Source organism: Gemmatimonas sp., assembly GCF_046594945.1.
GTDB lineage: Bacteria > Gemmatimonadota > Gemmatimonadetes > Gemmatimonadales > Gemmatimonadaceae > Gemmatimonas.
On the sequence record NZ_JBKJRB010000089.1, the window covers coordinates 1 to 13,675 of the forward strand.

13 protein-coding genes and 2 pseudogenes are annotated in these 13,675 nt (G+C 66.4%); 8 read left to right on the plus strand and 7 right to left on the minus strand.

Features of this window, described 5'->3' with window-relative positions; all coding sequences use genetic code 11:
* On the plus strand, positions 1-611 hold a 611-nt coding region (locus ACLL97_RS10650), incomplete at its 5' end, for an efflux RND transporter permease subunit (protein ID WP_411280451.1).
* A 456-nt stretch (positions 612-1,067) separates the two neighbouring features.
* Here the strand turns inward: ACLL97_RS10650 and ACLL97_RS10655 are convergent.
* The 4 genes and pseudogenes from ACLL97_RS10655 to ACLL97_RS10670 all read right to left on the minus strand — a co-directional run bounded on the left by ACLL97_RS10655 (position 1,068) and on the right by ACLL97_RS10670 (position 3,316).
* The gene (locus ACLL97_RS10655) at positions 1,068-1,484 is read right to left on the minus strand and encodes a MerC domain-containing protein (RefSeq protein WP_411280452.1); all 417 of its coding nucleotides are present in this window, start codon (positions 1,482-1,484) and stop codon (positions 1,068-1,070) included.
* Positions 1,485-1,573: 89 nt separating this feature from the next.
* Positions 1,574-1,720 (minus strand): annotated as a pseudogene (locus ACLL97_RS10660) (GDCCVxC domain-containing (seleno)protein); the annotation flags it as partial.
* 219 nt (positions 1,721-1,939) lie between these two features.
* A complete protein-coding gene (locus ACLL97_RS10665; RefSeq protein ID WP_411280453.1) occupies positions 1,940-2,536 on the minus strand; it encodes a heavy metal-responsive transcriptional regulator in 597 nt (198 codons plus the stop codon).
* Between the two features lie 381 nt (positions 2,537-2,917).
* Positions 2,918-3,316 (minus strand): MerR family transcriptional regulator, encoded by a 399-nt coding sequence (locus ACLL97_RS10670; protein ID WP_411280454.1) that lies wholly within the window; start codon positions 3,314-3,316, stop codon positions 2,918-2,920.
* A 159-nt stretch (positions 3,317-3,475) separates the two neighbouring features.
* On the opposite strand from ACLL97_RS10670, the gene ACLL97_RS10675 reads away from it, so the two are divergent.
* The gene (locus tag ACLL97_RS10675) at positions 3,476-4,114 is read left to right on the plus strand and encodes a cation transporter (RefSeq protein ID WP_411280455.1); all 639 of its coding nucleotides are present in this window, start codon (positions 3,476-3,478) and stop codon (positions 4,112-4,114) included.
* On the opposite strand, the gene ACLL97_RS10680 is transcribed toward ACLL97_RS10675, so the two are convergent.
* Positions 4,111-4,428 (minus strand): hypothetical protein, encoded by a 318-nt coding sequence (locus tag ACLL97_RS10680; protein ID WP_411280463.1) that lies wholly within the window; start codon positions 4,426-4,428, stop codon positions 4,111-4,113. The two genes, ACLL97_RS10675 and ACLL97_RS10680, sit on opposite strands and share 4 nt — an antisense overlap.
* Positions 4,429-4,621: 193 nt before the next feature.
* Between ACLL97_RS10680 and ACLL97_RS10685 the strand changes: the two are divergent.
* Positions 4,622-4,883: pseudogene (locus tag ACLL97_RS10685) on the plus strand (TonB-dependent receptor plug domain-containing protein); the annotation flags it as partial.
* Between the two features lie 681 nt (positions 4,884-5,564).
* Positions 5,565-6,485, plus strand: coding sequence for a DUF4394 domain-containing protein (locus ACLL97_RS10690; protein WP_411280456.1), 921 nt, complete (start codon positions 5,565-5,567; stop codon positions 6,483-6,485).
* Between the two features lie 142 nt (positions 6,486-6,627).
* Here ACLL97_RS10690 and ACLL97_RS10695 read toward each other — a convergent pair whose 3' ends face one another.
* Complete coding sequence (locus tag ACLL97_RS10695; RefSeq protein ID WP_411280457.1) at positions 6,628-7,341, minus strand: DUF1499 domain-containing protein; 714 nt, start codon at positions 7,339-7,341, stop codon at positions 6,628-6,630.
* Positions 7,342-7,607: 266 nt separating this feature from the next.
* On the opposite strand from ACLL97_RS10695, the gene ACLL97_RS10700 reads away from it, so the two are divergent.
* Positions 7,608-8,531, plus strand: coding sequence for an MBL fold metallo-hydrolase (locus tag ACLL97_RS10700; RefSeq protein ID WP_411280458.1), 924 nt, complete (start codon positions 7,608-7,610; stop codon positions 8,529-8,531).
* A 270-nt stretch (positions 8,532-8,801) separates the two neighbouring features.
* Here ACLL97_RS10700 and ACLL97_RS10705 read toward each other — a convergent pair whose 3' ends face one another.
* Positions 8,802-9,149: a winged helix-turn-helix domain-containing protein gene (locus ACLL97_RS10705; protein ID WP_411280459.1), complete on the minus strand. Its 348-nt coding sequence runs from the start codon at positions 9,147-9,149 to the stop codon at positions 8,802-8,804.
* On the opposite strand from ACLL97_RS10705, the gene ACLL97_RS10710 reads away from it, so the two are divergent.
* From ACLL97_RS10710 to ACLL97_RS10720, 3 genes are all read left to right on the plus strand, one after another.
* A complete protein-coding gene (locus ACLL97_RS10710; RefSeq protein ID WP_411280460.1) occupies positions 9,148-12,360 on the plus strand; it encodes a carboxypeptidase regulatory-like domain-containing protein in 3,213 nt (1,070 codons plus the stop codon). The two genes, ACLL97_RS10705 and ACLL97_RS10710, sit on opposite strands and share 2 nt — an antisense overlap.
* 196 nt (positions 12,361-12,556) lie before the next feature.
* Positions 12,557-12,715, plus strand: a complete 159-nt coding sequence (locus ACLL97_RS10715; RefSeq protein ID WP_411280461.1) for a hypothetical protein — start codon at positions 12,557-12,559, stop codon at positions 12,713-12,715.
* A 295-nt stretch (positions 12,716-13,010) separates the two neighbouring features.
* Entirely contained in the window at positions 13,011-13,511 is a 501-nt protein-coding gene (locus tag ACLL97_RS10720) for a VOC family protein (RefSeq protein WP_411280462.1), read from the plus strand.
* Positions 13,512-13,675: the final 164 nt, after the last annotated feature.

Genomic DNA, 13,675 nt, shown 5'->3' on the forward strand with positions numbered 1-13,675 from the left:
TGGAGCGCGCCAAGGCCAAGATGCAGCTGGTCGTCCCGGCAACGCTGGCGCTCGTGTTTCTGCTGCTGTACTTCAACTTTCACAACGTCGCGGAAACGCTTGTCGTCATGCTCGCCATCCCATTCACGCTGGTGGGCGGTGTCTGGTTTCTCTGGCTGCTGAACTACGACTGGTCGGTCGCCGTCACGATCGGCTTCCTGGCGCTCGCCGGCGTGGCCGCCGAGACATCGGTGATCATGCTGGTGTATCTCGACCAGACGTGGGCCGCTCGCCGCGCCGCCGGCGGCATGTTGACGATGGCCGACGTGTCGGCGGCGATCATGGAAGGTGCCGTGCAGCGTGTCCGGCCGAAGATGATGACCGTGGCGTCTACCATGATCGGACTGCTCCCGATCCTCTGGGGTTCGGGAACAGGCGCGAGCGTCATGAAGCGCATCGCCGCGCCCATGATCGGCGGTATGGTCTCGAGCACCGTGCTCACGCTCCTTCTGGTGCCGGCCATCTGGTCGTTGATGAAGCAGCGGGAGCTCGCTCGCGACGCGCACCGCCCGGTGGGACATGCGGGCGCGACCACGGTACCGGATGGGATGCCTGCCGCCGCCACCGGTTGACGCTCCGATCGCCGACCAACTTGGGTCCGTGCATGGCTTGACGTCGGCGACGGTCGCGCCACGGCTCGTGGGGCACGGCCCGAACGAGGTGGGGGCGCCTCAGCTCGCGCGGCTGGGCGCGGCTGCGGCGTGTGCCGATGCGGAGTTGGGTCCCCATGGCCGCCACGGCGTCGGTGATCCCTGCGACCAGCACCGTTGACGCGCGCGGCGGCACAACCGTGGGCGAGCACCCCAGGGGTGGGGCGTTCTTCGCGTAGACGGGCGTGCTCCTCAACAACAAGCGCGTGTCGCTGGCCGTCCTGTCAAGGGTGGCGCCGTACTCCGCCTGTGGCGCGGCCACGCGGCGGCGCTGCTTGCCTCGACCCGGAAATGCGATCGCGCGAGGCGCGAGCCTGTTGTCTCGTCATCCGCCAGATTCACGCACGACGCGTTCGTGCACGCGCCTTGCGTCGATGCTCAGCGAGGGGCGACGGGTGGACCGTCCGTGCTGCCGTCAGGCCCGATCGCGCACCGGCGCCGGCGTGCGACGTTCCACATCGTCGCCGCGACGAGAGCAGCAGCGCCCGACCAGATGACCTGTTTGGCGGGAAACCCGTGGATGAACACGACCCCGGCGATGAGCGCCGTGGTCCCGACCGCAGCGAGCAGGAGCGGGCCCGACGATCCATGCCCTATTCGCCCTCGCCAGAATCCCCAGAGCGCCACTGCCAGCGACGCGAACATCAGTGGCCAGAGGATGGCGTCGTTCCGGAGAAATCCGAGTCCCACCATGGTGAGGGCGCCTACGATGAGGGGTGTCCCGGCGCAGCACAGAGCCGCGAAGCAGGCGCCTAGCACGCCGGCGCCGTCGGCGACGCGTCCAATGCCACTCATGTGTGCTTTCCCGCTTCCTGCGCCGCGGATGCGACAGCGGGCAAAGCGGAGCAGGCCGCGTCGCCGCCGTCAACACCCGCCTTGGCGCCGCCGCTGCCACATCGCGCGCCCAACTGGATCGGAGGGCACGGGACGGAACCGTACGAGCAGAACACGCAGCAGTCGCCGGCCTTCGGCCGCATCAGCGTGTGGCATCCGGAGCACTGGTGGAAGAACAGGCAGGCGTCCGTCGGCATCGCCAGCGCTTCGGCATGCCCGCACGCTGGACAGTGGAGCGTGGACACGAGGGTGCAGTCAGGCATGGATTCGGAGAAGGGAGAGGCGCAGATGTCGGTACGGCGGACCGTTACGACGTGCTTCGGTTGGCGCAGCAGCGACCGCAGCACGCGCTGCCGCTTGCACAGCCGCAGGTGCAGCAGGGGCAGTCGCAGCAGCAGGCGTCAGCGCCCTGTTCATCATTCATGATCATGGGGACCTCGAGAGAGAGTGGGCCGAGCAGTCTGGGAACCCCCGCGCGCGGCGCTCGGGAGTGGCTCGATATCGCGTGTGTCGTCGTCAAGCGCAGCGAGGATCGGGCAATCCATCAGCTGAACCGATCCGCCATCCGCCCCGCAGGTCTGGTCGCACTGCGCTACCAAACCAGCGAGGGCAGTCCGGAGCGCACCGAGTTGGCGGACGCGTTCGTCGATATCACGGATTTTAGCGACGGCTACGTGACGTGCCTCAAGACCGGGGCCGGGCTGTCCGGACGCGCGCAGGCGAATCAGCTCCTCCACCTCAGCGAGCGAGAAGCCGAGCGCTTGCGCGTGCTTGATGAACCGTACCAGCCGGGCGGCTTCTGGTGGAAACTCGCGGTACCCGCTCGCGCGGCGGCTCGCCGGCTGCAGCAGGCCACGCCGTTCGTAGTAGCGCAGCGTGTCGGCACTCACACCGGCAAGGGCCGCCAAGTCGCCAATTCGGAGTGCCTGCGAGTCGCTGCCAGCGTCAACCGCAGGGGCCCCGGGCGGCGGCTTCAGCTGCGTGCGGAGCAAGGAAGCATGTGAGCGCGGCATGAAGATACAGTACACCTTGGAGTGCGCTCCAAGGTCAAGTGTGGCGCCGCCGATTCGGCTTGGCCCATCGCGAGAATCTCGCAGGAAAGCGTCCACCCCTCCTGGTCAACGAACATCGCGCGCGGCGCGAATTTCGACCAATCCGGCAGCTCCGCGCGAACCGCGCATTCCACAGACACACGTCCTGGGAGGTCTGTCGGCCTACCCATTTTGTGATGCGCTTGTCGACTTGATGCCTATCCCTCACACTCAACGCGCGCGCGCGATTGTCACGCAGGCGAGCCGCGTGAAGCGGCAGCAAGCGCGTCGCGAGCGACGCGGATTTCCCGGTTGATTGCTGCGCTCCCGATTTGGCGCACGTGCTGCGCCCCGGCACACCGGTCAGGTCCCGCCCAGGGCCCCCAGAATCCTGCAATCCGCCACGGCACGTCCGCCGGCACACTGGTCGATCACCACCGCGAGCGCCGACCGAAGGGCCGTCAGCTGCGTGATCTTCGCGTCGACTTGAGCGAGGTGCGCGCGCGCCAACGCATCTACGTCGCGGCAGGACCGTCCCGGATCGCCGTCGTTGAACGCCAGTAGCTCCCGCACCTCGGCGAGACTGAAACCCAAGTCCCGCGCCCGACGGAGAAACGCCAAGCGTTCCACGTCAGCCTCATCGTACCGGCGGTAGCGGCCGGCCCCCGAGCGGGCAGGCCGAGGGACGACGCCCTCGCGTTCGTAGTAGCGGATCGCCTCCGCCGTGCACCCGGTGCGAGCTGCTAACTCGCCGATGCTCACGCCCAGTGCGTCCGTCCGATTCGTCCTGTGCTCCGCCATCCATGCCCCTTGACCTTGTAGTGACTACAAGGTGTACCCTGCACGTGTGAAAGCGAGCCCAGTATCGCCGCCTCATCGCGCATAGTCGCGGCGACCGACGTCCAGCGGCAGAGAGGAGACATGAGCACATCGTGTGTGGGTGAGGGGTGTGGAGCAGGGGATGCAAGCACGCCGCGGTATCGGCGGGTGCTGTGGGCCGCGCTGGCCATCAATGCCCTCATGTTCGGCGTGGAGGTCGTTGGGGGCGTCGCGACTGGCTCCTCCGCGCTGCAGGCCGATGCCTTGGATTTCCTGGGGGACGCTGCCAACTACGGCATCAGCCTCTTCGTCCTCTCCGCTGCCCTCGTGGTCCGCGCGCAGGCGTCCATCGCGAAGGCCGCGACCATGGCGGCCTTCGGGTGCTGGGTGATCGGGCACGCGTTCTATCAGGCCGCGACCGGGCGTGTGCCGGAACCGCTCGTCATGGGCGTCATTGGGGGGCTCGCGCTCGTGGCCAACGTGCTCGTGGCCGTCCTGCTGTATCGCTACCGCTCGGGCGACTCGAACATGCGCTCCGTGTGGATTTGCTCGCGCAACGACGCCATCGGAAACCTCGCCGTGGTGGGCGCGGCGACCGGTGTGTTCACCACGCAGCACGGGTGGCCCGATGTTACCGTGGCCGTGATCATGGGCGCGCTCTCGCTCGCTGGCGCGTGGCAGATCGTTCGTCATGCGAGGCGTGACCTCGCGCCGTCTTCCTCCGCGCATACCCACGCCTAGATGCTCGCGTTGGCATCGCTCCACGCGCCCTTCCGCGTGGGCAGCAGGCCGCCGATCGCGCACTGGCGTTGCGCAATCGGCGCGCTCCTGATGTTGGTGCTCGCGTCGCCAATAGCCCGAGCGCAGCGGTCCACCGCACCCGGTACTGACCGTTTCGCGTTGGTCACGGTCCGCGTGCTCGGAGACTCGGCCGGTGCCAGCCGCGTCGCGTCGGCCATGGTCCGGCGCGGCACCGTGGCCGCCCGCACGGACGCGCGCGGCGTGGCGACGCGGCGTGTGCCCGCCGGACCGCGTGTGATTGTGGCGACCAACATCGGCTACCGCCCGGACTCGGTGACGGCGACCCTGCGCGCGGGCGGTGACACGGTGGTGACGATCACGCTGGTCGCGCAAGTCGTCGACGTGGGGGCGATTCTCGTGACGGCCACGCGCGGCGAACGGCGCGTGGAGGACACGCCGCTGCGCGTCGAAGTGATCGATCACGAGGAGATCGCGGAGAAGGTGACGATGTCGCCCGGCGGCGCGAATGTGCGCCTTCAGGGCCGGCGCGGTCGGTACACGCTCCTCCGCCGATGGCTTGCCTCGCTACGGCGGCCAGGCTGGCGGACTGGGGCTCCTGCAGATCCCGCCAATCGATCTGGCACGTGTGGAGATTATCAAGGGCACCGCGTCGGCGCTCTACGGCAGCTCCGCGCTGGGCGGCGTGATCGATCTCGTGATCGATCTCGTGATCGATCTCGTGAGCCGCCGACCGAGCGCGAAGGTCGAGCGCACGCCGCTGGCGTGACGACGGTCGAACAGGAGGGCACAGGTCGCTTCGGTCTGGAGCTGTATTACACGGGGCGTCAGCGCCTCGACGCCAACCCATACCGGCGCGCCTGTTTCTCAATCTCGAGAACCTCACCGACGTGCGGCAGACGCGCAGCGAGCGGCTTGTAAGGCCCGCGCGCGGCGCTGGTGGCCGGTGGACAACGGATGCCTGGACCGACTTGGCGGGCTTGACCGTGAACGGTGGTGTGCGCTTCCAGTGGTAGCCCGCACGTTGTCGCGCTTGTCCTCCACCCACAGCTTTGCCTAGGGCCCGCACTCGGCGAGCCGATCAGGATCGATTTGGTGGCGCGCGACACTATGCCCATTCGTCTGACCGAAATTGCAACGGAATTGAATGGCGCACGAACGTTATGACATACCGATCTCTGCACCAGCACATCAATCTGCGCATGACGCTGCATGCGCCACGCGCTCACGCCCTCAACCGCGACAGGATGCACGGGTGATGGTCCCGGACTTGCCATGACGCTGAGTGGACCAGTCACTCGAAACACGCTGCCGGTACGGCCATGCATCCAATTCGCGCCGTGCGGCGTACACGAAATGCGTCACGACCCGCATCCCTCCCGTACGGGCACAGCGCGACCGTTTTCTACCATTCATTATGGAGCATCCCACGATGCGCGTCACAATCACCACCGTTGCCGTCGCTGTACTCGCAACGTTCGCAGCAGCCTGTTCTGATCAGGTGCCCGTTACGTCGCCCGAGTCTGGACCGGCTTTCGCCACCACCGCCGCCGCCGCCGGCACGTCGGTGACGGTGTATGGACTGACGAGCGAAGGCGAGTTGATCACGTTCGACGCCGCCCACCCCAACAAGACGACGAGTGCGAGGCCGGTGACTGGCTTGACCAACGGTGATCGCTTGGTCGGTCTCGACTTCCGCGCAAGCGGGCCCATCGCGACGATCGGTACGCTGTACGCGCTCGCCTCGGGACCAAATGGTGGCGCGTTGTATGTTGTGGATCGCGCGACCGGCGCGGCGAGCACCCGCGTTGAGTTGCGAACGGCGGCTGGCGCACGAGTCATCCTGCGTGGCACTGCGTTCGGTGTTGGATTCAACCCCGTCGTCGATCGCCTGCGCGTGCACAGCGATGCGGAGCAGAACCTACGCATCAACGTGGCAAGTGGACTGACCATCATCGATCCTGCTCTCGGCTTCCTGAGCGCTGACGTCAATGCGGGTACCGATGCGGCCGTCGGCGGCGCGGCGTACACCAACAGTGACAACGATCCGATGACCGGCACGGAGCTGTATGCGATCGACGCGGCTCGTGACGTCCTGGTAGAGTTTCCCGCGCCGGGCGGCGCGAATGGCGGACAGATGCTGACGGTCGGTGCACTCGGCGTGGATACCGACACGGCGATTGGCTTTGACATCGTCGGTACGATGAACGGGACGGCGTACGCGGTGCTCAGCGAGTCGCCGTCGGGCAAGTCCACGCTCTACAGCATTGACCTCGATACAGGGCGTGCCACGCGTGTCGGGCTGCTGGCGCAGACGAAGTCCTATCTCGTGAGTGTCGCCGTCGCTCCGTAAAGCGCGGGAACGTGCGATGTGCAAGGCACGAATCGACATGCGCCGCAACCCCGCTTGTCGATCCGTTCGCACTGCACCACTGAAAGCGGCACGAGTACCTGCACCAACACCCGCACCGCCGACCACCGGCTGACTTCGACGATCAGAGCCGCGCGAGAAAGTCTCGAATGCGTGCGGCGTTTGTGCCGACATCACTCCCGCCCAGCCTCGACACCGAGCGAACATCGACGCGGCTCCCGCTCCCTGCCGACCGTACGCGCACAACGACGTCGTCTTTGAAGCCGAACCAGGTGGTGGTTGCCGTGGCTTCGAGGCGCCCATCGGCGGAATCGGCGGCGACCAATTCCATGCCCATCGCCGTCACGGCCGCCCGTGCACGCGCGAACGTCTCACCGACCGGTTGCGGCAGCATGGCCGGCGCCAAGTCGGGATACCCGGCGCGCTGCAGGGCCGCAACGCTGTCGCCCGCATACTCGGCGCTGTTCTTCGCGTTTGCTCGGAGCGGCAACACCGCCACAAACGGCGGCGGATTTTCCGTGTCGGTCGTGATGTCATGAATGGGCGGGACCGAGCTCGCGATCTGCTTCCAACGCCACGGCACGACCGCGGTGACGGCGGCGAGCACGGCAGCCACTGCGAAGACCAGCGTTCTCCGCCCGACGGGGCGCGCCGTCAGTGTCCCCACCGTCGCCAGCACACCCGTGGCGATGCCGGCATAGGCCGCCCAGCGGATCATCGTAAAGGCCGTCGACAGCGACCACGCACGCTGCTGGTATCCAATGCCGGAAGCCAGCAGTGCGAGCAGCGCCGTCGCGGCGAGGCCAAGCGTGAGGAGTGCAAAGCGGAGCGAAGTCATGCGATCGGTGGGCCGGTTAGGAGCCTTGAATGCTCGCGGTGGGGACGTGAAATCAAGCCCCGAGGCTATCACGACGGAAAGTAGTGGTGGCTCGCACGATCGGTGAGCGGATCATTCACGATCATGCCGCATACAGCGTGCCGCATGCTCGAGTACGCCAGCCGTGTTCCCAGTCGACCCAAACGGTGTCGTGCGCTGTTGCGGTCCGGCCACCAGATTCAGGCTCGTTCCACGCGCACGCCGTCTCCACTCGAACTCATCACCCCATGCGTCATCGCTCCGCGCTGCATCGCCCCCTGCGCCGACTGGCCGTCCTCGCGTCGTGCTGTGTTGTCGCTTCGCCGCTCGCGGCACAGGTCAATTACGACACGATCCAAGTGCGCGCGGTCCAGCTCACGCCGGGGCTCCACGTGCTCTTCGGCGCCGGCGGAAACATCGGCGTGTCCACAGGGGTGGACGGCACCTTCATCATCGACGATCAGTTCGCGCCGCTCACGCCGAAGATCGTAGCCGCGATCCGCACGCTCACCGAGAAGCCGGTGAAGTTCGTGCTCAACACACATTGGCACGGCGACCACAGCGGTGGCAACGAGAACTTCGGCAACGCCGGTGCGGTGATCGTCGCTCATGATAACGTGCGCAAGCGCATGTCCAGCACCCAGTTCGTCGCGGCCCTCAATCAGCCGACTCCCGGCGCGCCGCACGCCGCGCTGCCGGTCGTGACCTTCAGCTCGGCCGTGACCTTCCACGTCAACGGCGATTCGATCGCGGTCTTTCACGTCAGCCCGGCCCACACCGACGGCGACGTGATCGTACACTTCCTCAAGGCCAACGTTGTGCACATGGGCGACGTGTTCAACAACACCGGCCTCCCGTTCATCGATCGGTCGAGCGGCGGCACTGTCGCTGGAGTCCTCGTTGCCGCCGATCAGGTGTATGCCATGGCCAACGCCGACACGCGGATCGTCCCGGGGCATGGCCAGGTGGCCGATCGTGAGCGCCTCAAGGCGTGGCGAACCGCCATCGGCACCGTGCAGGAGCGCGTGCAGCGCGAGGTCCGCGCGCGCAAGACGATCGAGCAGATACTGGCGATGAAACTCAGCGCCGAGTATCTGCGCGAGTGGCCCGGCGGCCACGACCGATTCATCCGGGCGGTGTTCGACGAGTTGACGGCGGCCGCTTCGCGCTAAGGGCGGAGCGCGCGCTAACGCGATCGCTCATTCACCTCTTGGCCAGTGTGTCGGCAAAATCATATTGCAATGTCGCTCCGAGCGGGACGGCGACGGCTCGCCACGGCAATCAATTAGCGGCCGGGAAGGTCATGGCGGCGTCGACCCACGCTTGCAGGCGGGTACCAGTGCCCCGCGTACTGCAGCTCCCGGCCAGCGCTGGCGAGTCAATATACCTAATGGTAAATATCGGCTGTCTCGAGGGGACTCAGCAGATTTCGGCGTCGGATTTCACGTCGCGGTCGACTCGAAATGGGCTTCGAAGAAGGCGATGTGCGCCTCGGCGACGTCACGAAGGGCGGTTTCCACGGCCCAAAAGTGATCGATGACGTGCCGCTCAAAGGGTGTGAGCCGTGCGCCGCCGCCTTGCACGCCGCCATGTGCCGTTTTGGCGACAGGGATTTGGAACATGAGGTTGGTCGCCTCGAGCAGAAGCCACGCCCGCCGATACGACATTCCCATTGCCTTTGCCGCTCTCGTGATGCTGCCTGTCGACTCGATCTGCCCCAGCAACGCTGTCTTATCAGGTCCCAGCCGCCGGACGTCGTCAAAGTGGAGTCGGATGGTCAGTCTCGTCATGTCGCTGTTACCGCGTCGCGGGTGGTGGGTGTGGCCGGCCGGCCTCGGCGCCGGGATCCTGTTGCTCGCCGCGACTTCATCGATGCTCCAATCGCAATCGACGGTCGCAGGGATCGTTGGCTCGGTCCGCGACCGCGATGGTGTCCCCTTGGCTCGTGTCACCGTGGAAGCACGACATGCAGAGACCGGGTACATCGCCCGTACCACGACCAATGCCAGCGGACGATACACGTTGCTTGGGCTACCGCTGGGCGGTCCGTACGTTGTGCGCACGCGTCGCCTTACGTTCCAAGCCGACGTGAGAGATGGCATCGTGCTCACGATCGGTGCGCGACCGGTGGTCGACTTCACCCTGCAGTCGGTCACGGTGCGCCTGGCGGAAGTTGCCGTGCGCCCCGGCGCGGAGGAAGGGCGGGAGTCACGGCTTGGCGGAAGCACCCGGGTCAGCCGCGCGCAGATCGATGCGCTCCCCGTCGCCGACCGCAATTTTTCCGGACTCGCAGCACTGAATCCACTCGCCGGTTCGCAGCTGTCGCTCGGCGGTCAGCGATGGACGAGCACCGATTTTCGTATCGACGGTGTGCAGGCGCGAAATCTGTTGCGCGCCGGCGAGACGAACGGTGGCCCTTCGGCAATCTCGCTCGAGGCCGTGCGCGAGTTCGAGGTGAACAGTGCGGTGTTCGACGTCACGCAGGGCAGGCAAGGCGGTGGGCAGATCGCGGCTGTCACGCGCGCTGGCACCAATACCGTCGCGGCGCGTCTGCTCACCGTGTTTCGTAACGAGCGGCTCTCGGCGCCGGCGGACTATCAAGGACGTTTGCGTGCTGCGCGGCCAGCACAGTTCGTACAATCAGCACTGACTTTAGGAGGTCCAATCGCGCGCGACCGCGCGCACTACTTCGTGGCATATGAACGGCAGGACTCGAGCGAGCCGTTGGAGTCGGGCGACGTGTCCACGGCGCAAGCCCAAACCGCGGCGGGAATTGCCACCGACTCACTCGCGCGTGTGCTCGATATCCTTCGCGCTCAATACGGAACGGCCGCGTCGCCAGTGCAACTCGGTCGTCTGCCACGACGGCCGCTGTCTCAGACGCTCTTCGCGCGCGCCGACTGGCAGGTATCTGCGGCGCACCACGCGACGCTCCGGTTGACGGCGAGCGACTGGGACAGCCCACTCAGCGGAGGCGTGGATCAATCCATCACGTTGCGCGAGGCACGGTCGTCGTTCCAGTCGCGTGAAGTGCAAATCCTCGGGTCGATCACCTCGCGCGTGCGCGGCATAGGACTCAATGAGTTCCAGTTCGCCGCGGGCGGCTCGCGTCGCACGCTCAGAGCCGAAAGCCCCGGTGTGCCGCGAGGCTTTGTACAGATTCGCTCACTGTTGCCGGATGGCACGACGGGCAACTCGACGATCCAGTTCGGCGGCAACCGCCTTGCTCCCGACGACAGCCGCGAATGGCAGCTGCAGCTGATTGACCGCTTCACCGCACAGCGCGGCCGGGTACTCCTCACGCTTGGTACCGACAACTCGCTGGTTGGTACGCGCACGCTGATCGCCGAGGCGCAGAGCGGGTTGTTCGTGTTTCCGTCCATCGCGGCACTCGAAGCGCAACAGGCCAACCGCTTTACGCGCACGGTACCGCTGACCGGTGCGTCGCCCGAGACGGGACAACACATTCTGGAGCTTGGGCTCTTCACGCAGGCGGAGTGGCAGATGCGTGAGCGGGTGACCGTCACCACCGGACTGCGATGGGACGGCACGGCGTTCCTCTCCGCGCCGTCCACAAATCCGGCGGTCGATGCCGCGTTCGGCGTGCGTACCGCACGGGCACCGAGCGACTGGCGACAACTGCAGCCGAGAGCCCAACTGGTGTGGCGCGCCGACGACCAGGGCCGCGACGTGGTGCGCGTGGGCGGTGGCCTGTTTGCGGCCCAGTTGCCGTATTACGCGGGCCATAATCAGCTGCTCTACACCGGCACGACGCTCGCCGACATCGACCGGCGCGGCGCCAGTGTGCCGCTGGCGAACTTCACCGGATACCGAGCCGACGCGGGCACGGTGCCGGGCCTCATCGCGGGCGGCGCGCTCCCGCCGGCGTACGTAAACGTTGCCGGGAACGTGCGCGCGCCACGTACGCTCAAGGCGGTCGCGGCCTGGTCGCACCGCACCGGCGATGCGCTCGTCGCGACGCTCGGTGCGCAGCTCTCGCGCACGACAGACGGCTATCACTACGTCGACCTAAACCTGCGCGACACGCCGTCGTTCCGTCTTCCTCACGAGGGCGGCCGGGGCGTCTGGGTGCCCGCCGGTACAATCGCCCCAGCGACGGGCCTGACCGATGTTCGCAACGCGTCGCGTGTCCCGGCCTTTGCGCGGGTCGTGTCGCTCGAATCGGGGGCGCGCGCCGCAGGAGCGGCGCTGACGGCGGAGGTGGCGTTTCGCCTTCGAGCGTTTGCGCACGGCACATTGGCGTACGCGTGGTCGCACGCGCGAGACAACTCCACCTACGGCTGTTGCCTCGCGCGAACGGCGACCACGTTCACGCCAGTCGCCGATGACCCTCGCAACCTCGCGTTGGCGTGGTCGGCATCGGACTTCGACGTGCGCCACCGGGTGGTAGGCACTATCGACATGCGTGCGCCCTTCGGCGTCAGCGTGTCGGCGCGGTACATCGGGGCCAGCGGGCGACCGTTCTCACTGGTCGTTGACGGCGACATCAATGGCGACGAAGCCAACGGCAACGACCTCGCGTTTCTCTTTGATCCGGACGATCCACGTACGCCGGCCGATGTGGCCGCGTCCATGCGCCGCGTGTTGGCGAACCCGCGCAACCTCGCCGGCACGTATGTACGGCAGCACTTGGGGCAGGTTGCGCAGCGCAACGCACTCACCACGCCGTGGACGAATCGGGTCGACGCGCGCCTCACGCGGCGATTTTCCCTCGGCTCTGGTGTGGTGCGCAGCGCCGAGTTCGTACTGGACATTTTCAACGTCGGCAACCTGCTCAATCGACACTGGGGCGCGCAGTATCTGTTGCCCGTCGGCATTTCCACGCAGAACCCCGTGGTCAGCCGCGTGCCACTGCTGCGCGTGGTCGGTTTCGATACTGCGGCGCAGCGCTATCGCTATACGGTAAACGAGACGGCTGGCGTGCTGCCGAAAGGCGGCGACCCATACCAGATCCAGCTGGGGTTCCGACTCGGTCGCTAGCGGCGACGCCGGCGCAAGCTACGCGTCGGCGACGACGGCACGCCTGCTGCGGCCACTGCTCGGGGAATTCGTGTTCGTGGGCGGTCAGGTAGCTGAGCTGCTCGTGACCGATGCGACTGTGGTTCGCATGCGCCCCACCGATACTGTCGACGTCGTGGTGTCGGTGACGACGCGCCGCGTATAACACGACCTCCAGATGCGACTCATCGCGCTGGGACTCGCGCCGGATCAGCGATCGGGCGCCCCGATTCGCCGCACGCGCACCGTCGATGATCTGGTTCTCGACGTGATGCCGCTGGACAAAGCCATTCTTGGCTTCAGCTACCGTTGCCGCAAGAAACAGGCGCCCGGATGACCGCCGGCGGGCCGCGGATTGGACTAGGGTAACGCACACGCGCCCGGCGGTTCAATGAACTCCAACGTGTTCGTCATCCGGCTGGCGTCCAGAGCTGTCGTCGCTCGGCGCCCCGGTGCGCTTCAGCACAGTCTGCTCGGAAGCACGCGCTGTCGTCGTCGCACCGCCGATGACGGCAATGTGGTTGTGAGCCGGTTTGGAATTCATCGGCGTCAACTCGGTAGCAATCCGCCATGGCTGAGGTTCTGCGGCCCGCTTCGTGCTCCAACCGGCGTTGTTCACGCCGCTATCGTCCGTGGCCCCATTCGAGCTTGCCTTACCAAGCCGTCGAGGCGACGTGGACCAAGCACTGCTGGAACTCGACAAGCGGGACGCCTTCGATCGAACGGTGGACGAACTCATCGGCCACACAGATGACAACAGCTGCACCAAGGAGGTCACCATGGGCATCGACAACGCGTTGGCCAGCGTCGCCGTCACGGATCTGCATGTCGCTACGGCGTGGTACGCACAACTGTTCGGTCGCGCGGGCACCACGCCAATGACTGAATTGGCGGAGTGGCAGTTCCCGCGCGGCGGCTGGTTGCAGGTGTATCAGCTGCCTGAGCGCGCCGGGCAAGGGTCGTGCACATTAGCGGTGAGCGATGTTGCAGCGGTGATCAAACAGCTGAGCGCGATGGGCGTTGATATCAGTCAACGGTCGTCGGACAGCAACGTGAAGACGGTGAGGGTGACCGACCCCGACGGCAACCACATTGCGTTTGCCGAAGCAATGGATTCGACGTTGGCGCAGTAGCATATGGATGACCTTCAGTACTCGGCGGAGCGCGCAGCCTCAGGCATACCGACGATTGTGCCCGCCGAACAGCTGGCCAGCATGGCCACGAACCCTTTCCCCGGCGAAAGCACGGAGTACCGAGTCGCGCGTCGCGCGCTGCTGGCCGAGGAGATCGAGTTTCG